Origin of the sequence: Oceanobacillus sp. M65 (genome assembly GCF_052246275.1) — a bacterium.
Lineage (GTDB): Bacteria > Bacillota > Bacilli > Bacillales > Amphibacillaceae > Oceanobacillus_B > Oceanobacillus_B jordanicus.
This window is the reverse complement of the sequence record NZ_JBQQCJ010000001.1, coordinates 378116-399258: the sequence shown is the minus strand read 5'-3', so window position 1 is coordinate 399258 and position 21143 is coordinate 378116. Positions and strand designations below refer to the sequence as shown.

Here is a 21143-nt window from a genome sequence, read left to right as displayed (position 1 = left end):
TACTCCCCTTTGAGAGTCATTCATCTATTAATTTCCTTTAGTTTAGCACATAGGTGACTAGAAAACAAAGCAGAACCTTTAATGAATTTGTTCCGCCCATTGCGAAAGTCGGGTTTCCGTATCTTGTAAATTCTTTTTAGCTATCGTAATTTGTTCTTCCACTCGATTCTTCGCTGTTCCACCAGCAACGTCTCGCGCATTCACTACGGCCTCTGGTGTCAGGAAATCAAATACATCCGCTTCTATTATGGAAGAAAATTCTTTAATTTCCTCCAGAGTCATGTCTAGTAAATACTTGTTATGCTGGATACAATGAAGCACAATCTCCCCCACTACGGCATGGGATTCTCGAAAAGCCATTCCCTTTCCAACAAGATAATCAGCTAAATCTGTTGCATTAGAAAAGTCATTTCGTACAGCTTCATACATATTTTCCCGCTTAACATGCATCGACTCCATCATTGGGGCAAAAAGAGCAAGAGCCCCTTTTAATGTCTCCACTGTATCAAACATGCCCTCCTTATCCTCCTGCATATCTTTATTGTATGCTAATGGCAAGCCTTTGAGTGTCGTCAGCATTCCAATCAGATTCCCGTATATACGACCTGTTTTCCCACGTACAAGTTCAGCTACATCTGGGTTCTTTTTTTGTGGCATCATACTGCTACCTGTACAAAAGGCATCGTCTAACTCAATAAAGTTAAATTCGGCACTAGACCATTGAACCAGCTCTTCGCACAACCTTGATAAGTGGGTGGAAATAAGCGCCGCATTCCCAAGAAACTCTACAACGAAATCTCTGTCGCTTACCGCATCTAGGCTATTCTCGCATATACCATCAAACCCCAATTGATCTGCTACAAACTGTCGGTCAATCCCAAAAGTAGTACCAGCAAGAGCGCCTGCTCCAAGTGGTGATTTGTTAACACGTTTCCAGCTGTCACCGAGTCTCTCTACATCTCGCTGCAACATGAAGACATACGCTAACATATGGTGTGAAAACAGCACGGGTTGCGCTCGCTGTAGGTGCGTATAGCCAGGTAAAACAGTGTCCCTATTTTCTTCTACTTGTTGAAGCAAAGCCTCCTGCAATGCAGCCAATAACTGACTTATATCCATCAGGGCATCACGTAAGTAGAGCCGCATATCAAGTGCTACCTGATCATTCCTACTTCTGCCTGTGTGCAATTTACCACCGACCGGACCAATCTCATCTATAAGTAGCTTTTCCACGTTCATATGGATGTCTTCCTGCTCTTCACTTAATACTGCTTCCCCACTGTTTATCTTTTCTAGAACCACCTTGAGACCTGCTGAAATATCCTTTGCCTCATTCTCATCGATGATCTCACATTTTTCCAGCATCGCCACATGGGCTAAACTACCTTTAATATCATACGATGCAAGTTTTTTATCAAAGTGAATGGACGCTGTATATTCATCGACTAACTGGTTCGTTGGTTTGGTAAATCTTCCTCCCCATAGCTTCATGGTTTAACAGCTTCTTTAACATCCAAAATCGCCTTTTCAATGGCTTCGTCCTTGTTCACATGTGTTTGATTTACTGTGGAATGAACCTTTGTGGGCAGTCCCCATAGTTTTATAAAGCCAAGTGCAGCATTATGATCGAACGCATCTGCAGCATTATATGTTGCCAAGTCAAAGTCATATAAGGACTGTGCCGATTCACGGCCAACCACCTGTGCATGCCCTTTATACAGCTTCACTTTTACTGTTCCAGATACGTGGGCTTGTGTCTCTTCTATAAAAGCCTTTAGGGCATTTGTTAATGGCGAATACCAAAGTCCATCATAGACAGTCTGTGCCAGCTTTTGTTCCACAATCGGTTTAAATTGCGCCACCTCGCGTGGTAATGTCAGTGCTTCAAGCTCCTGGTGTGCAGCAATCAAGGTAAGGGCTGCTGGCGCCTCATAAATTTCCCTTGATTTAATGCCCACAAGACGATTCTCTACATGATCGATACGACCAACACCATGTTTTCCAGCTATTTCATTTAACTTTAAAATTAGTTTGTCTAATGATAATGCTTCCCCATCAAGTGATACGGGGGTGCCTTCCTTAAATGTTATTTGGATGGTTTCAGGAACGTCAGGAGCGTCGACAGGGTTGACCGTTAAGTCATAGGCTTCCTCAGGCGCTTCTGCCCATGGATCTTCCAGTACGCCACATTCATTGCTGCGTCCCCATAAATTCTGATCTATACTAAACGGGTTATCAATATCGACTGGTACAGGAATGCCATTTTCCTTCGCGTACTTCATTTCTTCTTCTCTTGACATCGCCCATTCCCGAACAGGCGCGACAATTTTCAAGCTAGGGTTCAATGCTGTGAATGCTACATCAAAGCGAACCTGGTCATTACCTTTTCCTGTACACCCATGTGCTACCGCAATCGCTCCCTCTTTTTCTGCAATGTTAACAAGGACTTTGGCAATTAACGGACGGGATAATGCTGAAATTAAAGGATACTTTCCTTCGTAAAGCAAATTCGACTTCAAAGCAGGTAAGACGAATTGGTTGGCAAACAGTTCCTTTGCATCAATAACATAGGATTTAATCGCCCCCACTTTTAATGCCTTTTCTTTAACAAATTCTAAGTCCTTCCCTTCTCCGACGTCTAATGCTACAGCAATCACATCATAATTATATTTATCCTGTAGCCATTTTACAGCTACTGAAGTATCCAATCCACCTGAATATGCTAAAACAATTTTTTCCTTCCCCATCGTCAACACTCCTTCATCTTTGCTTATCTTATGAATTATTATGCAATATAATGGATAATTATTCAACAGTAAACTGACGTTTTTTTAAAAATAGTTAAAATGTATTAAATGATTACAGTTTTTAAAGCGCAAAGGCAGTAATAAAATGCTTGTCCATGAATATAAATAGAAATGCCTGCTTTTTAAGGGACAACTTAAAATAGAAGGCAAGATAGACAGAGGAGGATAACGATGAAAGAAACCGTAAAAGAAGTTCTACTCTCTATCCTGCCTATTACGATAGTCATTACACTGTTGCAATTCACGATAATCCAGCTTCCTTTTGAACAATTTATGCCCTTTATTCTAGGCGTTATGATGGTCAGTGTTGGGTTAATTTTATTTTTACTCGGGGTTAATATGAGTCTGCTTCCTCTAGGAGAGATGATTGGTTCCGCTTTGCCTAGAACAAATAAAGTGTGGATTGTTGTATGGATCGGCTTTTTACTAGGAGTTGTCGTTACGATAGCTGAACCCGATGTGCGAATCCTATCATCCCAAGTAGAAATTGTTTCCGAAGGGGCGATACCGAAGCCCGTGTTACTTTTGTCTGTTTCACTTGGGGTTGGCATCTTTATTAGTCTTGCGTTACTCCGTATTATCTTCCAGATGAACTTAGCCTATCTTTTATTAGCCGGTTATGGGATTGTTTTTCTACTTGCAAGCCTTACTCCACCTTCCTACGTCCCTATTTCTTTTGATTCCGGCGGTGTAACCACAGGCCCATTAACTGTACCGTTCATTATGGCACTTGGCGTTGGAGTGGCCTCTGTTATGAAAAGAAATACTGCTTCCAAAGACGCGTTCGGGCTTGTTGCACTTGCTTCCATTGGTCCCATTATTGCCGTACTTTTATTAGGAGTGGTGTACGGATGAATTCACAACTATTTCAGGGCTTCGGGCAAACGATGCTGGAGGTTGGAGCAGCCTTAACTCCATTGCTTTTCCTATTCTTTATCTTCCAGGTGCAACTCTTCCGGCTTTCAATTAAAAAAATCCTACCAATTATGACAGGCTTCCTCTTCACCTTTTTAGGTCTATCCTTGTTTCTCCAAGGTGTGTATCTTGGCTTTTTACCTATCGGGAGGCTTATCGGAGCAGAACTTGGCACGTATGACTTTATTTGGTTGCTCCTGCCGATTGGCTTTCTATTGGGGTTTGTAGCCACCTATGCAGAGCCAGCTGTCAATGTATTAATCCATCAGGTGGAACGGGCCTCGAGGGGATATATCCCGCAAAAATTGCTTCTGTACACCATCTCTATTGGGGTGGGACTTTCTGTCGCTGTGGCCATGCTTCGACTTATTATCGGCATTTCTTTATGGGTCTTCATTCTACCCGGCTACATAGCGGCCTTCCTTATGATGCGCTACTCCTCTAGGGCCTTTATTTCCATAGCATTTGATGCAGGGGGAGTTGCAACTGGGCCGATGACTGCTACCTTTATTCTGTCTATGTTTGTTGGTATTGCAGGAGAAATTGGTGAAACAAATCCTTTGCTTGATGGGTTTGGAATGGTAGCGCTAGTGGCCCTTGCACCGATCTTATCCGTGCTAACATTAGGCATTCTATTTGGTAGAAAGGAAAGAGCACACTAAATAACATAAATCGAAAAAGGACAGCCCATCATTCGGCTGCCCCCTGATTCCTTATAATGATTCTATTGCTTGTTCGATAGATTGTTCACCTGAAGCTAGATCAAAGGAGCGATAGTAGGTTTTCTCGTTATCCACCGCCGTTATAACAAGCTTGGCAACATCCTCACGTGGAATAGATCCTTGACCTAGGTTTTCCGCAATGCTTACTTTACCGGTACCCTGCTCATTTAACAATAATCCCGGACGTACAATGGAATAAGTTAATTTACTGTTCTGTAGCATTCTATCTGCATAATGCTTGGCAACATAGTAGGTTCTTAAATCCTTATGCCAGTTTTCTCTATTATGGGCTTGCATGGCGCTTACCATCACAAACCGATTCACACCACTTTGTTCTGCCGCTTCGATTGCTTTAACCGCTCCATCTAAATCAATCAGTAAGGTTTTATCATCGCCTGTATTACCACCAGAACCAGCAGTAAATATGACAGCATCAGACCCTTCCATCGCTTTAGCTAAATCAGCTACGCTTCCTTCCAGGTCGGCCAGTACGGCATCCACCCCTGCGTCCTGATATTTTTCAAGTTGTTCTTGTTTTCTTACCATTGCTTTAACTGAATGTTTCTCATTGGCTTTTATTTGTTCCAATACCTGATTGCCAATTTGTCCATTTGCACCAATTAAAAACAGTTTCATCGTCAATCCCCTTCCCATTATAATATCTTCTTATTTACTAGTATTTCATAAAATGGAACTGGTACACAATAAAGTGAAACTTCAATCAGTGGGGGGGTTCGTTCTTCCCCCACTGATTGTTAGTTAAACGAATCGGGGTGTTAGCGTCCGTTTACTCCCACTTAAACACCACGGTTTCACTACATGTTTTGAAGTGGGAGTCTTACGGACGTTTGCAACGGGATAAATCTGCCGATTGTTTAATATGGGGCAAATCCCTCCTGACTAATTAAGACATCTTCATTATCAAATACTTCATACATTCTGTTTTCCACTATCCTGTACGCGGTATCCACAGTCCAATTCTTTTTATCGATGTCATCAAATAAGTCAAAGATCCCTAATTCTTCTGTCCGCTTACCACCACTACCATCTCCCATGTAAAAATCATCAATACATACTCGGTCCGCTATACCATTTAAAAGAGAGGGGAATTTTTCTGTACTTGGCAAAACAGGGGCAATTGCTGCTTGGGTCCGTATACCATGTTTCTTCAAATCTTCTAATGCTTTTAACCTTGAGGATATGCTAGGGGCTTGAGGGGTAAAATGTTGGCGGACAGCTTCATCATCTGTCTCAATTGTCATACTGACCCGTACCTTGTCTCCAAATTGTTTTAATATATCTATATCACGTCTGACCAACGGGCTTCTCGTTTGCACGAAAAGAAAATCCGGCTGATTCTCTACCATCGTTTCTAGTAAAAATCTTGTGACTCGCTCTTTACGTTCCACTGGCTGATATGGGTCCGTACTAGAAGACATAAAAATAGTCACTTCTCCCTTTTTCTTTTCCCTTATCAGTTCTTTTGTTAAAACCTTCTCTGCCTCTTGTTTCACATCTACCCATGTTCCCCACTCTTTTCCTTTGAATAAAGAAACAGGCAACTTCCGAACATAGCAAAATGAACAGCCAAAGGTACAGCCCGCATATGGATTAAGCGAATGGCTATAGCCAGAGAGATAACCGTTTCCTTTATTTAAAATAGATTTCGGCTGCCTATACGCAATATCCGGTTTCATACGATCACCCTTTCATATTAATTCTCAAACTAACTATAACCAAAGTAATAACAAATTAATAAAACAACAACAACAGATAGGTGTAGCCAGAAAACATTAAAAACAAATGCCGAACGAACATTCAAAGCCCTTTTGGCTATAAACTTATTCGTTCAGCATTTCTATTAGGTATAAAACTCTACTTAGCGGAGGAAAAACGTAGACTCCAGTGGGAACAGCACGAGTCCAAAGACCCCGGAAGAAGCGACCTATGCTTCTGAGGAGGCTGAGGCCGTGCCCACGGAAAGCGTAGTTTTTTTCCGTAGCGCGTAATTGGCACAACTTTTTATTGAAATATTTGTCCTTAAAGTTATTCTGATGGTCTTTCTTTTACTTCTTCCCCATTTTTCCCTTCGTAACGCAATCCCCATCCTGTTAAGGCAGCGATTAGCATAACGATCACAAGGAACCAACCCTGGAAGACAAACGGGAAAACTTCTGTTGGAGACACAACAGGAAGCCACTCATATTTTTCCTTCATCGTCTGAATTGTAGTCCAACCTAAAAGAACAGGTGCACCCCATGGGAAAATGTATCCCAATGCAGAGGTAACAGCATCTAGCATATTTGCTCTTCTGTATCGGTGAATACGGTATTTTTCACCAAGTTCTTTAACAAATGGTGCTGCGGCTATCTCAGCAGCTGTATTAATGGTAATCGCACTATTCATCATCGCTACAATTCCCCACATGGAGAGTTCAGCTTTTCGGACAGATTTCCCAATCCACTTCACAAGTCCTTTTGTGATCACCTGCATTGTTCCGCCCAATTTTAATAAATGGGCAGCTGCGACAATAAGCAAGATGAGGATTGCCATATTTACATAACCGGAAATCCCTTCAATTAAAGCACCTTCTACAACATTGTCTGAGTCCGGATTAAAGGAAATAATTTGGTCGATTGTTCCTAACTTCAGTATCCAAATTAATGGGATAGCTAGAATAATCCCCCATGTTAAGGATGTAATCAAGTGTTGGCCGGATAGGGCCAGAATTAATACAAGTGCAAATGGAATAAGCATTAAAAGTCCGCTCGGATTAGTCTGATCCATCATGGCCCCAATAGCAGCTTGATCCGCAGTTGCATTTTCACCTCCACCAAACAAGGCAAACAATATAATGGTAGGGATTGCTGCTCCAATAGCATATTTGAAACGACTACGTACAACCCCTGGGACATCAGCCTCCTGCGTCGTGGCAGACACGATTGTCGTATCCGACACTGGTGCTAAGTTATCTCCAAATACTGCTCCAGCAAGGATTGCTGCAAACAGCATAACCGGATCTGCTTCCACCGCTATTCCAGCTGGATACATTAGCGTACAAAATGCTACGGTTGTTCCATAGCCTGTCCCAACTGCCGTAGAAAAGGTAGCGGCAAGCAAGAAGGTTAATGCAACAAACAGGCCCCCTGTCAAACCAGTAACTGCCCCGATCCAAACAAGCCCTTCAACTAATCCTCCGACTTGTAAGATTTGGGCAAACATCCCTGCATAAAACCAGGCCACCATTGCAATCACACCGATTGGTTGGGCAAGCCCATCAAACATCCCCTGCGCGTAGTCTTCCCATTTACTTTTTGATAATAATAATCCTAATGTTAATCCTATTACTGCACCAAGAACAAGGCCAATTTCCGATGAAAGTTGAAGCACGCTAGTAGTAATCGCCCATATTACAAAGAACAATAAAGGTACCGCTGCTCCAAAAGCCCCCAAACGGAAATCTAGTTGTTTTACTTCGGTGCTTCCTGTAGCCCTGTCTAATGCTTCCTTGTCAGCCATCTCTATCCCCTTCCCCTTTTTTTATCCCGGTGCAACCGTCCGTAAGACTCCCTTCAAAAAACATGAAGTGGGAGTAAACAGGCACTAACACCCCGATTCATTCAACTAACAATCAGTGGGGAAAGAACACCCCTCCACTGATTGAAGTTTCACTTTATTTTTACTAGTCTATCACATGTGATTTGAGTTGAATAGAAGCGTTTGGCCCCCTTTTAAACACATTAAATGTCGCACATATTCTTATTTAACGTAATCCCTTTTGCGCAGTGGGCTGCAGCGAACCTCTCCAACCCTTGCCAAATGTTACCATGAAGCTCTTTTGTTACCTTTATAGTTGGTTCTAGCTTGAGCTGGCGAATATGCAGCTGATTGGAACTCCTGTCAAGACCAGGGTCCATTCTTCCAACAAGCTGATCTCCAATAAGGATTGGCATGGCATAGTAACCGTATTGCCGTTTTTCCTTTGGGATATAGATCTCCCACCGGTAGGTAAAATCAAATAGGTCCACAAGTCGGTCACGTCGCCAAAGCAAATTATCTAATGGTGGCAAAAAACGCACATCATCATGCTCAATGGAAAACGGATCCGGGGTCCTTTCATGTCTTTTGAGTCGGTCCAAATCTTCAGCTAATATGTAGTACGTTGTTTTTATTCCTTCTATTGTAAGTCGAATGGCCTCCCCACTAGCTACCATCGTCTCCATGGCTTGTTTTCGTTCCATTGCTTTAAGCTTTTGCCAGCCAAACCGGGGATCACGCGCATCTATCACACGATAAGCGCGAATATATTTTGCTAGCAATGCGCGCTCTGCCTCTTCTACCTCTATTTTATCAGCTTGATTCAATAACCATTGTGGCAGACTCTCTTCCGTTAGGTGAAAATATCTTTCTGATCCCTCTCTTCGAACGACACGGATGATTCCTGCATCAAGCAACAAATTTAATGCCCGAGAGGTTATCTTTGTTTTAGGTTGGGCCGTGTCCCAGCCACCATGGACCCGCTCGTCTGATCGAAAGGCACGGGATGGTAGCTCCCCCTCATCCTTTAGCCTGTCTAGAATATGTCGGACTATAGGTGAAAGCTTTTCAAGTTCAGGCTGAACCAGCTTCCTTAAACGAGAACGTACCGCTTTAAATACAGGGTAATCTTGCACAGGTATCGTACATGCAGCATTTGCCCAGTATTCAAACAGATCCCCTTTAGCGAGTAGTTGATGAAGCATATCCGGTTGATAGTCGGGAACGCGTGCCATAAGAACAAGGTGTTGATTGCGCTCGACTGAGGCTACAGGGTCGAGCTGCACACACTCCAAGTTTCGAATCATTTGTATTACAGAAATTTCCTGATCCTCTTCAGGTAGTAGGTATTGCGTTTCAAGAAGAAATCGTCTTACCGCTTCTTTACTCGTAACATAGGAAGGTTGCACAGTTCACCACACCTCTCATTAATACATAGCTTGCATTACAACTCTTTTAACATCTCTTCAATTGCATATGCCACACCATGTTCATCGTTTGATTTAGTTGTATATTGACATAGTGCCTTAATTTCTTCAACGGCGTTTCCCATTGCAACGCCACGCCCAGCCATTTTGAGCATACTCACATCATTAAAGTTATCCCCTAATGTCATAACATCTTTCATCTCAATCCCCATATTTTTTGCTAATTCTTCTAAAGCTATCCCTTTCTGTGCGTCTGGATGATTAAATTCAAGATTGACTTCACCTGAAGAAGTGATTGCCAAACCAGGATTAGAATCAAATATTGAATGCAGATCTTTGAGCTTTTTATTATCCAGTGAAAAGGCGAGTATTTTATGGATTTGTAAAGACTCTCGTTCAAACAGCTCGTCGTGACTTTCAATAAAATGAACGTCCTCATTCTGAAAACGTTTCTCTGCATCTTTCCGTATATCTTCCTCTGACATATCAGGATTTGCTGTCTGCAATATGTCTATCATGACTTGTATAAACTTTTCTCTACTAGTTGAATAGACTCCATCGCTTGTAAAGAGTTCAATATAAATGCCCTCTTGTTCACAGCGCAATTGTACCTCCCGTGCTGTAGATTTATCTAATGGTGCTTCTCTTAAGAGTTCCATCTTTTCCGAATATGTATTAGCTCCATTCAAGCAAATTACTGGAGCAATTAAATCTACTTCTTTGAAAGGCTTTCTTGCCGCCCCGTAGGACCTTCCCGTGGCCACAACTACCTTTATACCTAGATCTAAAGCCCTTCTCATTGCTCTGGCATTTTCTAAGCTTACCTGCCCTTTTGCGTTTAATAGTGTTCCGTCCAAGTCTGTTGCGATTAATTTCATGATTAGCTCTCCTATTCTTTATGTCCTTTTACTAGCGCGTTCATAATTAGTAGCAACCCCATTATACACACTATGCAACCTCATGTTCTTCTCATTCGCTTATAACATCAAACGTTATTAATCTACTGAGGACTTTTTACCTAATTTACAAAACCTTTACATTCTGATCATACTCACTTAACATTCCCCTACTATACTAGCAGTTGAGAGAGAAAATCTTTCAAAAATTAATTAGTGCATGAAGGGGAGGACAATTTATATGAATTTCAAAAGGTTTTTAATGATTCTGCTTATCGCAGGTCTAGCTGTAGTTGTAGCAGCTTGTGGATCAGACTCAGAGGATGAGAGTGGTTCCGAAACAAGCAGTGGATCTGAAAGCGGATCTTCAGAAGAGGCAAGCGCAGAAGGCGACTCTGCAGAATTAGAAGGAAATGTCGTAATTGATGGTTCAGGTACGGTTTACCCTCTAATGTCACGACTTGCTGAAGAATATATGACAACTGAACAAGAAGGCGTATCAGTTGAAGTTAGCCGCGCAGGTACAAGCGCTGGCTTTGAAAAATTCCTTGTAGAAGACGGAACAGATTTCAATGATGCTTCCCGTCAAATTAAAGATGAAGAACAAGCCAAAGCGGACGAGCTTGGGATTGAAACAAAAGAGCTTAAAGTCGCATTGGATGGATTAACAGTTGTTATCCACCCTGACAATGACTGGGCTACTGAAATGACTCCAGAAGAAATTAAAAGTATTTTCCTTGCTGATGGCGGGGTAGAAACTTGGTCTGATATTAATCCTGAATGGCCAGATGAAGAAATCAATCCTGTAGGGCCTAACGAAAATCACGGAACTTATGAATTCTTCTATGAAACTATTCTTGAAGAACAAGATCTAGTAAGTGATATCAACTTACAACAAGAATATTCAACACTTGTTACATTAGTAGCAGATGATCCAAACGCTATTGGATTCTTCGGATTTGGTTACTATATAAACAATCAAGACTCATTACAAGCAGTAAACGTAGACTTCGGTAACGGCGCTGTAGAACCTTCACTTGATACGATTGCTGAAGATGGCGACTATGCAGATTTCACACGTCCAGTGTTTACTTACTTAAATGTAAACCAAGCAAAAGAAAAACCACAAGTTCTTGATTACGCACTCTATGTAATGAACAATGTTAACGAATTCGCTGGCGAAACAGGCTTCGCCCCTATTCCTGAGGATGAAGCTCAAACACTAATTGAAGAACTAGAAGCACTTAAATAAAATGTTCATTAAAAATTAAACATACCCATTTTAAGATGAGAGCTTCCAATGCTCTCATCTTATTGTGACTTTTAATTAAATTTATAAAGAGAACAAGTAACATCATTACGTATCTGGAAATTGAAAGGGGGATCGCGATCCCATGACACCTAACGGGGATTTGAATAAGGAAAGTTCTATTCGGCATTTAATAGACGAGAAGAAACAGAAACGCAATATGTCCAACTATACAGAGAGAATGATTCCTGGACTTCTGTTTCTATTCGCAGCCATCTCGATTTTAACTACAATAGGCATTGTATATACCCTGCTAACTGAAACAATATCATTTTTCAAAGCGGTACCCTTTACTGAGTTCTTTACCGGGACAGTTTTAAAGCCACTAAGCCAAAACCCTGAGTTCGGAGTATTACCTTTAATAAACGGTACGATTATATCTTCCGTGATCGCGATGCTCGTAGCTGGTCCAATAGGTATTATGACCGCTGTTTACCTGAGTGAGTATGCAACCGACAAAGTTAGAAGAGTTTTAAAACCTATACTTGAAGTGCTAGCAGGAATACCTACGATTGTTTATGGATTCTTTGCTTTCACCTTTGTAACCCCTGTGTTAGAAAAGATTATTCCTACACTGGAAGCAACAAACATTCTAAGTCCAGGAATTGTAATGGGAGTTATGATTATTCCGATGATCGCCTCCCTTTCTGAAGATGCCATGACTTCTGTACCCAATGCGATGCGCGAGGGCGCATTAGCACTTGGCGCAACCAAGTTGGAAACAACCTTCCGTGTTGTTATACCAGCAGCATTGTCAGGAATTATCGCATCCTTCGTTCTTGGGATATCCCGCGCAATTGGTGAAACAATGATTGTTACGATTGCAAGTGGTAGCTCAAAGAACTTCACTTTTGATGTTACACAATCTATGCAAACCATGACTGCATACATTGTTGAAGTCTCCGGTGGTGAAGCCCCTGCTGGATCGACTATATATTACAGCCTTTATGCTGTTGCCATGACACTTTTTGTCTTCACCCTAATTATGAACTTACTGGCAAGATACATCTCTCGTAAGTTTAGGGAGGAATATTAAAATGAAATATATAAACCAGGAACAAGTTCAGAGTAAAATGAACCGCAGATTAGTAAAAAACAATATATTTAAGACGTTATTCGCTCTTGCAACCATGTTTGGAATCGTCGTTCTAGCCATCCTAATCATTCGTGTTCTAACACAGGGACTTGCTTGGATTGATATGGATTTCATTACAGGAAAGCTTTCGACTAGCGCCGACAGAGCTGGCATTATGGGTGCTATACTAGGCACACTTTGGCTAATGATTGTTGTCATACCAGTTACACTAATTCTTGGTGTTGCCACAGCTATTTATTTGGAATTATATGCTCCAAAAGGAAAATTCCAAGCTATTATTCAAACAAACATTGCTAACTTAGCTGGTGTCCCATCCATTGTTTACGGTTTACTAGGGCTAACTGTTTTTGTTAGAGCTATGGATTTAGGGAATGTTGTGCTTGCAGGAGGGCTTACCTTATCTCTCCTTGTCCTACCTATCGTAATCGTAGCTTCCCAAGAAGCAATACGTGCTGTCCCACAACACCTAAGCGAGGCATCTTTCGGAATGGGCGCTACAAAATGGCAGACTGTTAAAAACATCGTCCTGCCAGCTTCACTCCCTGGGATCTTAACAGGTTCCATACTCGCTTTATCACGAGCAATTGGAGAAACTGCTCCACTTACTGTAATCGGAATACCAGCATTGTTGATACCATTTCCTGGGGGCATTTTCGACACCTTTACGATCATGCCGATGCAAATTTATTACTGGACAATTGATTCATCCCTTGTATCAGAGTATGCAAACCTAGCAGCAGCAACCATCGTTGTATTACTGGTCATGCTTTTTATCCTGAATTCGATTGCCGTCATTATCCGTAATAAATTTCAGCAAAGATACTAGTCAACAAACGTTCTGGCGCAAATATAAGGAGGTATTCTAATGAGTCTTAAAACTGCAAGCAAGCCTATCTTCACCAATTATACTGAAGAGACTTTTCCAAATAAAAATGTTGTTTACGATACAAAAGATTTGAACTTATGGTATGGGGAGACCCACGCTTTAAAGGATATAAACTTATCGATTTATGAAAAAGAGGTTACGGCGATTATCGGACCTTCAGGTTGTGGAAAATCAACGTATATTAAAACACTTAATCGCATGGTAGAGCTTGTCCCAACCGTACGTACCACGGGATCGATCACTTATAATGGCATGAGTATTCTAGACAAAAAGTTTAAAGTAGAAGATTTGCGCACACGGGTAGGAATGGTATTTCAAAAACCAAACCCATTTCCTAAATCTATCTATGACAACGTCGCTTACGGCCCTAAGATTCATGGAATTCGCAACAAAAAAATTCTAGACGAAATCGTGGAAAAAAGTCTTCGCGGAGCCTCTATTTGGGAAGAAGTAAAAGACAGACTTAAAGAAAATGCCTATGGATTGTCAGGTGGCCAACAACAACGTCTCTGTATCGCACGCTGTCTTGCCATCGAACCTGATGTTATTCTAATGGACGAACCTACTTCAGCACTCGATCCAAAATCAACGCTCCGCATTGAAGAACTTGTGCAGGAATTAAAGAAAGATTACTCTATCATTATCGTGACCCACAATATGCAACAGGCAGCACGTATTTCCGATAGAACTGCCTTCTTTTTAAATGGTGAAGTGGTTGAGTTTGACCAAACGGACACCATTTTTACAAAACCAGCCGACAGCAGAACGGAAGATTATATTTCCGGGCGCTTTGGTTAGAAAATCTCGATACATTGTTCTTCCCTTGAACGATATAAACAACCCTCTGTCTAGACCAGGCAGAGGGTTTCTTGTAGGTTTATAAGTAGACCCGGAGGACTTGGGTCATACCGACGTTGACTTAAGACGGGTTGTACTTAATCGGCGTTCCCTGAAAACCGACGCCCTTCGCTTTTGTTTCATTTAGCTACGCGTGCTCAAATCCAGGCAACAACTTCCCCTAGTGCCATGCAATAAGTCTTTACTCTGTCATGTTTAGTAATTCTAGTAGATCACTTGAAGCTTCTTCGTATGACGAATCCATTATTTTTTCTTTAATCCCTTCAATTAAATCAGCTGATTCTGGATTTGTTACGGTCAACACCTTAACATTCCCATTAAACATCTCATCCATTTTCTTCATAGCTTGACTTAAATTATCATCAATTTGTGCTCCATTGCCCGCTCCATCAGGCTCACCTTTCCCTGACATTCCTTCTGTATTACTTAATAGATTACGCTGCATTGTGTCATATTCATGGCTTGTATTTTCCGCTTTGTTTCTTGCAAGAATCACTGAATCATCCACTACAAATACTTTTACTCCTGTAATCCCTTCCCCTTCAAGAATTGATTCAAAATAAGAAGATATGCCACCTTCATGCACGCCAGAAGTACCAATTGTACTGTAAAGGTTTTGCCCCATTCCACTATAGGTACTGCCGCTATTATTTGTTGTATCCTTCTTATCACGTGATACTCCTGGAATAATATCTGGATCATTCATATTCTCATGTGAATAACCCACTTCCTCCATATTGGGTTGTTCGGTACTTTCCTCTGCATTGTCCCCTTCTGTACAAGCCGCCAATAGGCCTGTTGTCATCATAATTAGCAAACTCATTTTACCTATTTTCATTTTCAATACCCTCCATTCCTTATTCACGGGATAGTATACCCAACTAAAAAAAATGCATGAATGGTTATTTATGGTGACATAATAATCCCAAGCAATATGCAGGGAGGTAAAAACAATGTCAGAAGAAAAGAATAATAACCAAGTTGAAAAGGAGAACCTATCCAGGAGAAAGTTCCTACGTAATTCAGGGATTGCGGTTGGCGGCCTTGCAGTTGGTGGGGTACTTGGGAGTGTTATCCCTTGGAACGCAGATACGGCAGAAGATACTCAGCAACAACAGGAAGAAACAAAAAATTTCAATCAAGCATTAATGTATTTCAACCAAGCAGAGTTTCGTACCATTGAAGCTGCGACAGAACGCATCTTCCCACAAGATGATAATGGGCCAGGAGCTCGGGAACTTGGAGTGGCATATTACATTGATCACCAATTAGCTGGCGCTTACGGCTTTAATGCTCGTGATTACATGCAACCACCGTTTTTCCACGGTGAAAAAGAACAGGGCTATCAAGGAAGATTAAATCGCAGAGAGATTTACAGAATCGGAATTAGAGAGATGCAAAATTATAGTCACCAAAACTATGATAAAGGATTCACTGAATTATCCGAGGAAGACCAAGATAAGGTGTTAACTGACTTCGCAGAAGAAAAAGTGAATGTAACAACCATTTCCCCTGGAAACTTTTTTCAATTAATGCGGTCGATGACATTAGAAGGTGTTTATAGTGATCCACTTTATGGTGGTAACAAGGATATGGATGGTTGGAAAATGCGGGACTATCCGGGCAACCAAATGAATTACACAGATATTATTGAAGGTGAATTTAAAGAGATTCCTCCTAATAGTCTTCGCGACCATATGTAAATAGAGTCGAAGTAGCAATGGCAAGCATGAAATAGAAGCAACCAATGCACAAGAAAGGAAGTATGTTAGAAGATGGTTAAAACACTACCAAAAACAGATGTTGTAATTGTAGGAGTTGGCTGGGCTGGTGGAATTATCGCCTCAGAGCTAACGAAGCAGGGATTAAATGTAGTTGGCTTAGAAAAAGGCCGAGAGCGTGAGACAGAGGACTACTATATGGTTCATGATGAGCTACGTTACGCACTACGCTATGAATTAATGCAAGACTTGTCTAAAGACACCCTTACATTCAGAGGGAATGAAAAAATACGTGCGCTCCCAATGAGACAATATGGTTCCTTTTTACTTGGTGATGGTTTAGGAGGAGCCGGCGTTCACTGGAATGGGCAAACATTTCGCTTTCTTCCATACGACTTTGAGATCCGCAGTAAAACCATTGAACGATATGGTAAAAATAAAATACCTGCAGATATGACCATCCAGGATTGGGGCATCACATATGATGAGCTAGAGCCTTACTATGATAAATTCGAAAAAATGTCTGGAATCTCTGGAGAAGAAAACCCACTTGGGGGAAAGCGGTCTGATAAGTATCCGACACGCCCAATGAAACATTCTCCGCAGATGAAGATGTTTAAAGAAGCCACAGAGAAGTTAAACTACCATCCTTACACGATGCCTTCTGCTAACTTGTCAGAGCCATATGAAAACCCAGATGGAATATCACGAGCAGCCTGCCAATACTGCGCATTTTGTGAACGGTTTGGTTGTGAGTACGGGGCAAAAGCAGATCCTGTTGTAACCGTGATACCTGTTGCAAAACAAACAGGAAAGTTTGACTTGCGGACACATTCCTGGGTTAGAAGAATCCTACATAAGGATGGAAAAGCAACAGGAGTCAGATACACGGATGTTACAACAGGAGAAGAAATAGAACAACCTGCTGATACTGTCGTGGTTACCAGTTATGTGTTTAATAATGTAAAACTATTATTAAATTCTAAGATTGGAAAGCCTTATGACCCTTCAACAGGGAAAGGCGTTGTCGGGAAGAACTATGCTTACCAAGTTGTAAAGGGTTCCGCAGTTGGTTATTTTGAAGACGAGAAATTTAATAACTTTGCAGGAGCTGGTGCATTAGGAATGGTAATTGATGATTTCAATGGAGATAACTTCGACCACTCTGACCTTAAGTTTCTTCACGGAGGTTACTTATCTTTAACTCAAACCGGGCACCGACCAATCCAAAACAACCCCATTCCAAAAGAATCACCAACTTGGGGGAAAGAATTCAAGCAAAATTCATTAAAATATATCAATAAAACATTGTCTGTTAGCGCGATGGGTGCCAGTCTTCCATTTAAACAGCACTATCTTGATTTAGATCCCGTTTATAAAGACACCTTTGGAGATCCTGTCATCCGCATGACCTATGACTTCAAAGACCAGGATCGCCATCTAGCACAATTTACCGCTAAAAAAGCGGAGGGAATTTTAAAAGAGATGGGCGCAGATAAAATTGATACGATGGAAGAGCTTGGCCCGTACAATATTACGACCTATCAATCCACCCATAATACCGGCGGAGTGATCATGGGCGACGATCCAAACACCTCTGCGGTTAATAATTACTCCCAAATGTGGGATATGGACAACCTATTTGTTGTCGGCGCCTCTTCTTTTCCGCATAACAGCGGATACAATCCTACAGATACAGTAGGTGCGCTAGCATATCGAGCTGCTGAGGGGGTTATAAAATACCAGAAGAGTGGCGGGATTTTAGCCTAATCTAGCTATACTATAAGAAGGTAGGGAGAGCGATGTTATCAAATATAGGAATTCCAGGTTTAATTATTATTTTGGTCATTACCCTCATTATTTTTGGTCCAAAGAAACTACCGGAAATTGGCTCGGCTTTTGGTAAAACATTATCTGAATTTAAACGATCCACAAATGAGCTTTTAGATGATGATGACCAGGAAGCACCTGAACCAAAGAAATAATTCAAAAACAACCAGGCATAGCGCGACTGCTGCCTGGTTGTTTTTTTATTCTATTTTAAATCTTTCTGTTTTGGAAGAGAGGGATTCAGATGTAGCACTCAATTTTAAACCTATTTCATGGGTAGCCTTAACAGATTGTACTTGCAGTTCACTGCTCCCTAGCATCTGTTCCGCACTTGCCAATGTCTCCTGTGATACAGAGGAAAAATCGGCTGCGATTTGTTCCAGCGAAGGTAACTGTTTTTTTACTCCACTTAATTCATTCTGCATTCCCCTCAATTTACTGCCGACATCATGAATTTCATTCAGTAATGTATCAAGGGAAACTTGTGAGCCGTTTGACATCTCCAGTGTGCGATGTGTTTTTTGAAGCATTTGTTCAAACTCCCTCGTTGCATGGTTGGTTATACTTTCCATGTTATGGATGGAAGTAGTAATCTGCGAGGCAGCTTGTGAGGATTGTTGTGCCAACTTCCCAACCTCCTCTGCTACCACTGCAAAACCTTTACCTGCTTCCCCTGCACGCGCAGCCTCAATCGACGCATTTAGGGACAAGAGCTTCGTTTGTTCTGTAATACCCTGAATCAAGCCAACTAGGTCACTGATAGACCTCGCGTCCGTTTGCAACCGTCGTACCGTTTCTGTCAATTGAGCAAAGTCTTTTTCAAAGCTATGTACTGTTTGAATTAGCTGAGACATCGATTGGTTACCCGCCTCAGCAGAAGCGTGCATGTCATCAGAACTTTTGAAGACAGAGTCCATATTGACAAGCATTTCTTCCATTTGTTGTTTCATCTCTCGGAAGTTTTCCGCGCTTACCTCTGAACTTGCAGCAGTTTGTTCTGCACCTTCCTTCACAACGTGAATTGCCTGGTTTAGCTCCTGGTTGGAGACTAGCGTCCCTTCAGAGGATTGCTGTAATTCATTCCCGTGTTTTTGGAGCTGTAACGTTGTTTTTCGTATATCGAGTAGCAACTGTACCATTTGCTCCATCATGGCGTCATAGCTTTTTTTAAGAGAAATAAATTCCGGTAAGGTCGTGTCAATGGCAACAGCTTGCTGTAAGTCCCCTTCCCTTACCTGTCTCATCGCTTTTCGCAATACGATTAACGGTTTTGTTAAACTGCTAACAAACAAAACGATCAGTAGTATGCTAATAGCTATACTTATAGCTATTACAAATATGGTGGAATAAGCCATCTCCTGAACAGGATCCATATAGGAATCGACAGGCACTGCAATAACATAGGTACCATTGATCTCCTCCATCTCTTGAAAAGTAAACGTATAATCTTTCCCATTTACTTGTCCGTTTAGAATGCCATCTTGTTCTTTGGTTATCCGGGAAATCACCTGCTCCGGTACAGCATGAAGCCCTTGGTCACCTGTTTCAAAGGGGGTCGCTTTCCCGTCTGTTATGTAAAAAAAGTCTGACTGGATCCCTTCATCAGACAGTTTTTCTTGCTGTGTCCTTATATTGGCCACAAGTTGCTGTTGAAAATATGTCTCATCACTTACATATAGAAACTTTAAATTATCCGCTATATAACCCATTAGCTCTGCTTCTCGAAGCAAGCGGTTTTCAATAGTTTCCGTCGTCATATTTTTTGCTTTCACATATGAAACTGCGCCAACTATGGAAACCGAGATAATGAAAATAGAAATAAAAAGGACGAGCAATCTACTGCGTAGACTTAGCTTAGTCAATGCTTGTCTGATTTTTGAATAGAAAGTATGTTTCATTTTACCCAATGGTGCACCCCCAAGTACTCTATTGTTAAAAGTATATCAAGGGGGTATTAAGTTACTGTAAATTCTTTGTAAAGAATAGTTAATTTGAACTAGATACATTCAATTCTGCTAGTAATGGAAGAAGATTATCAAAGATATGTGTATTTTGCTTGTAAACGGAATAACCACCATAGTATGGATCATTTGCCTCGACATTTCGGAAATCAAGCATTCGTTTATACAGTCCATCTGCTACTTCCTTTGCTCCAACCTCTAAACAATAGAGGATGAGGAGGCTATAAACTGCGGGAGATTCGTATTCGACTGTTGGAACCTTCGTCTGTCGATTATATTTACCGTATATCTTGCCATTCTCTGATAGCTCATTCTTAATAAAATCTAAAAACATTTCGGAGTTCTCCCCTTCCAAAGACAGTTGGTACGCAGTTAACGCCTGGTCGATCATATGGACTTCATTTTCGTAGATATACTGCTCACTTGTGGCATGATAGGATTTTGGAAAAAAGCCATTTATAACAGGCGCCTGCAATAGGACATCTACAGTAGCTTCATATAGTGAAGCCGCTATGAGTCCATTTCCTCTCATCTGCCTCAATGCCGCAGTGTCGATATAAGATAAGGTAAGATAATTACTATTGTATCGCATTCCTTTATCATAAAAATCGGTTAATACATCTCCACTTTTACTATAGGTACTCAGAAATTTCGCGATTTGCTCTGCCGTTTTACTGTATGGATAGCTACTCTTTGGCCAATTCTTATTGGCATCCATCAGGGCGGCAATAATCCGTAGATCGTCTACCAATGCATTGGTGTACACATCACTTTTACCCTTCTCCGTCAACTTCCAATAAACCATTCCATCCTGCTTAAGAAAATGATTAACCAACTGCATATAGGCGTTATCAAACAACTTCTTATCTTCTTTTTCGATTGCATAACGCATCCATAATCCAAGCGATTCTGAAAGAGCTTCTCTACCTGAAACAAGGTCTTCATCCAACTGCTTGTCAGGCTTGATATACGTTGCCAATGTGCCATTATCATTCTTCAACCACTTAACAATAAACTGTTCTGTAATAACGCTGTCCTCGGTATGTTTTTCGCCTTTTAGATTAATCAACACATTTATGACTATAAGAACGAGTATGATGGCAATAAATACTTGAATTAGCATTGTCCGCACCTCTTATCTTCTCCTAGTTTGAATGATTTCCTACTATGCAGAACGG

19 protein-coding genes are annotated in these 21143 nt (G+C 41.2%); 9 read left to right on the top strand and 10 right to left on the bottom strand.

What is annotated here, in order from left to right; translation table 11 throughout:
• Positions 1–78: 78 nt before the first annotated feature.
• Together argH and ACTWPF_RS01970 are read right to left on the bottom strand one after the other, a co-directional pair.
• Positions 79–1491: an argininosuccinate lyase gene (gene argH, locus ACTWPF_RS01975; protein WP_443148140.1), complete on the bottom strand. Its 1413-nt coding sequence runs from the start codon at positions 1489–1491 to the stop codon at positions 79–81.
• A complete protein-coding gene (locus ACTWPF_RS01970) occupies positions 1488–2747 on the bottom strand; it encodes an argininosuccinate synthase (protein WP_443148139.1) in 1260 nt (419 codons plus the stop codon). Before ACTWPF_RS01970 ends, argH begins: the two co-directional genes overlap by 4 nt.
• Positions 2748–2978: 231 nt before the next feature.
• On the opposite strand from ACTWPF_RS01970, the gene ACTWPF_RS01965 reads away from it, so the two are divergent.
• Complete coding sequence (locus ACTWPF_RS01965) at positions 2979–3662, top strand: DUF1538 domain-containing protein (RefSeq protein ID WP_443148138.1); 684 nt, start codon at positions 2979–2981, stop codon at positions 3660–3662.
• A complete protein-coding gene (locus tag ACTWPF_RS01960) occupies positions 3659–4384 on the top strand; it encodes a DUF1538 domain-containing protein (RefSeq protein WP_443148137.1) in 726 nt (241 codons plus the stop codon). Before ACTWPF_RS01965 ends, ACTWPF_RS01960 begins: the two co-directional genes overlap by 4 nt.
• Before the next feature lie 51 nt (positions 4385–4435).
• Here the strand turns inward: ACTWPF_RS01960 and ACTWPF_RS01955 are convergent, their stop codons facing one another.
• The 5 genes from ACTWPF_RS01955 to ACTWPF_RS01935 all read right to left on the bottom strand — a co-directional run bounded on the left by ACTWPF_RS01955 (position 4436) and on the right by ACTWPF_RS01935 (position 10286).
• A complete protein-coding gene (locus ACTWPF_RS01955) occupies positions 4436–5080 on the bottom strand; it encodes an SDR family oxidoreductase (RefSeq protein WP_443148136.1) in 645 nt (214 codons plus the stop codon).
• 239 nt (positions 5081–5319) lie between these two features.
• Positions 5320–6141, bottom strand: a complete 822-nt coding sequence (locus tag ACTWPF_RS01950; protein ID WP_443148135.1) for a radical SAM protein — start codon at positions 6139–6141, stop codon at positions 5320–5322.
• 349 nt (positions 6142–6490) lie between these two features.
• Complete coding sequence (locus ACTWPF_RS01945) at positions 6491–7963, bottom strand: Na+/H+ antiporter NhaC family protein (protein WP_161464590.1); 1473 nt, start codon at positions 7961–7963, stop codon at positions 6491–6493.
• Between the two features lie 221 nt (positions 7964–8184).
• On the bottom strand, positions 8185–9390 hold the full coding sequence (locus ACTWPF_RS01940) for a winged helix-turn-helix domain-containing protein (RefSeq protein WP_443148134.1): 1206 nt from the start codon (positions 9388–9390) through the stop codon (positions 8185–8187).
• A gap of 35 nt (positions 9391–9425) precedes the next feature.
• Complete coding sequence (locus tag ACTWPF_RS01935; protein WP_443148133.1) at positions 9426–10286, bottom strand: Cof-type HAD-IIB family hydrolase; 861 nt, start codon at positions 10284–10286, stop codon at positions 9426–9428.
• Between the two features lie 259 nt (positions 10287–10545).
• Between ACTWPF_RS01935 and ACTWPF_RS01930 the strand changes: the two genes are divergently transcribed.
• From ACTWPF_RS01930 to pstB, 4 genes are all read left to right on the top strand, one after another.
• On the top strand, positions 10546–11556 hold the full coding sequence (locus ACTWPF_RS01930; RefSeq protein ID WP_161464411.1) for a PstS family phosphate ABC transporter substrate-binding protein: 1011 nt from the start codon (positions 10546–10548) through the stop codon (positions 11554–11556).
• Positions 11557–11698: 142 nt separating this feature from the next.
• Complete coding sequence (pstC, locus tag ACTWPF_RS01925; RefSeq protein ID WP_036577754.1) at positions 11699–12649, top strand: phosphate ABC transporter permease subunit PstC; 951 nt, start codon at positions 11699–11701, stop codon at positions 12647–12649.
• Position 12650: 1 nt separating this feature from the next.
• Positions 12651–13535: a phosphate ABC transporter permease PstA gene (gene pstA, locus ACTWPF_RS01920; protein ID WP_106898191.1), complete on the top strand. Its 885-nt coding sequence runs from the start codon at positions 12651–12653 to the stop codon at positions 13533–13535.
• Between the two features lie 39 nt (positions 13536–13574).
• Positions 13575–14393, top strand: a complete 819-nt coding sequence (pstB, locus tag ACTWPF_RS01915) for a phosphate ABC transporter ATP-binding protein PstB (protein ID WP_106898192.1) — start codon at positions 13575–13577, stop codon at positions 14391–14393.
• A 241-nt stretch (positions 14394–14634) separates the two neighbouring features.
• Here the strand turns inward: pstB and ACTWPF_RS01910 are convergent, their stop codons facing one another.
• Positions 14635–15291, bottom strand: coding sequence for a hypothetical protein (locus ACTWPF_RS01910; protein WP_106898193.1), 657 nt, complete (start codon positions 15289–15291; stop codon positions 14635–14637).
• A 115-nt stretch (positions 15292–15406) separates the two neighbouring features.
• Here ACTWPF_RS01910 and ACTWPF_RS01905 point away from each other — a divergent pair, with 115 nt between their 5' ends.
• From ACTWPF_RS01905 to tatA, 3 genes are all read left to right on the top strand, one after another.
• A complete protein-coding gene (locus ACTWPF_RS01905) occupies positions 15407–16156 on the top strand; it encodes a gluconate 2-dehydrogenase subunit 3 family protein (protein ID WP_106898194.1) in 750 nt (249 codons plus the stop codon).
• 72 nt (positions 16157–16228) lie between these two features.
• On the top strand, positions 16229–17944 hold the full coding sequence (locus ACTWPF_RS01900) for a GMC family oxidoreductase (protein ID WP_106898195.1): 1716 nt from the start codon (positions 16229–16231) through the stop codon (positions 17942–17944).
• 32 nt (positions 17945–17976) lie between these two features.
• On the top strand, positions 17977–18159 hold the full coding sequence (gene tatA, locus ACTWPF_RS01895) for a twin-arginine translocase TatA/TatE family subunit (RefSeq protein WP_106898196.1): 183 nt from the start codon (positions 17977–17979) through the stop codon (positions 18157–18159).
• 45 nt (positions 18160–18204) lie between these two features.
• Here the strand turns inward: tatA and ACTWPF_RS01890 are convergent, their stop codons facing one another.
• Both ACTWPF_RS01890 and ACTWPF_RS01885 read right to left on the bottom strand, forming a co-directional pair.
• Positions 18205–19902, bottom strand: a complete 1698-nt coding sequence (locus ACTWPF_RS01890) for a methyl-accepting chemotaxis protein (RefSeq protein WP_443148843.1) — start codon at positions 19900–19902, stop codon at positions 18205–18207.
• A gap of 88 nt (positions 19903–19990) precedes the next feature.
• Positions 19991–21088: a glycosyl hydrolase family 8 gene (locus ACTWPF_RS01885; RefSeq protein WP_443148132.1), complete on the bottom strand. Its 1098-nt coding sequence runs from the start codon at positions 21086–21088 to the stop codon at positions 19991–19993.
• Between the last annotated feature and the right edge of the window lie 55 nt (positions 21089–21143).

Coding starts and splice junctions, on each gene's coding strand:
- argH (WP_443148140.1), bottom strand. CDS start 1,491: ATGAAGCTATGGGGAGGAAGATTTACCAAACCAACGAACCAGTTAGTC.
- ACTWPF_RS01970 (WP_443148139.1), bottom strand. CDS start 2,747: ATGGGGAAGGAAAAAATTGTTTTAGCATATTCAGGTGGATTGGATACT.
- ACTWPF_RS01965 (WP_443148138.1), top strand. CDS start 2,979: ATGAAAGAAACCGTAAAAGAAGTTCTACTCTCTATCCTGCCTATTACG.
- ACTWPF_RS01960 (WP_443148137.1), top strand. CDS start 3,659: ATGAATTCACAACTATTTCAGGGCTTCGGGCAAACGATGCTGGAGGTT.
- ACTWPF_RS01955 (WP_443148136.1), bottom strand. CDS start 5,080: ATGAAACTGTTTTTAATTGGTGCAAATGGACAAATTGGCAATCAGGTA.
- ACTWPF_RS01950 (WP_443148135.1), bottom strand. CDS start 6,141: ATGAAACCGGATATTGCGTATAGGCAGCCGAAATCTATTTTAAATAAA.
- ACTWPF_RS01945 (WP_161464590.1), bottom strand. CDS start 7,963: ATGGCTGACAAGGAAGCATTAGACAGGGCTACAGGAAGCACCGAAGTA.
- ACTWPF_RS01935 (WP_443148133.1), bottom strand. CDS start 10,286: ATGAAATTAATCGCAACAGACTTGGACGGAACACTATTAAACGCAAAA.
- ACTWPF_RS01930 (WP_161464411.1), top strand. CDS start 10,546: ATGAATTTCAAAAGGTTTTTAATGATTCTGCTTATCGCAGGTCTAGCT.
- pstC (WP_036577754.1), top strand. CDS start 11,699: ATGACACCTAACGGGGATTTGAATAAGGAAAGTTCTATTCGGCATTTA.
- pstA (WP_106898191.1), top strand. CDS start 12,651: ATGAAATATATAAACCAGGAACAAGTTCAGAGTAAAATGAACCGCAGA.
- pstB (WP_106898192.1), top strand. CDS start 13,575: ATGAGTCTTAAAACTGCAAGCAAGCCTATCTTCACCAATTATACTGAA.
- ACTWPF_RS01910 (WP_106898193.1), bottom strand. CDS start 15,291: ATGAAAATAGGTAAAATGAGTTTGCTAATTATGATGACAACAGGCCTA.
- ACTWPF_RS01905 (WP_106898194.1), top strand. CDS start 15,407: ATGTCAGAAGAAAAGAATAATAACCAAGTTGAAAAGGAGAACCTATCC.
- ACTWPF_RS01900 (WP_106898195.1), top strand. CDS start 16,229: ATGGTTAAAACACTACCAAAAACAGATGTTGTAATTGTAGGAGTTGGC.
- tatA (WP_106898196.1), top strand. CDS start 17,977: ATGTTATCAAATATAGGAATTCCAGGTTTAATTATTATTTTGGTCATT.
- ACTWPF_RS01890 (WP_443148843.1), bottom strand. CDS start 19,902: ATGAAACATACTTTCTATTCAAAAATCAGACAAGCATTGACTAAGCTA.
- ACTWPF_RS01885 (WP_443148132.1), bottom strand. CDS start 21,088: ATGCTAATTCAAGTATTTATTGCCATCATACTCGTTCTTATAGTCATA.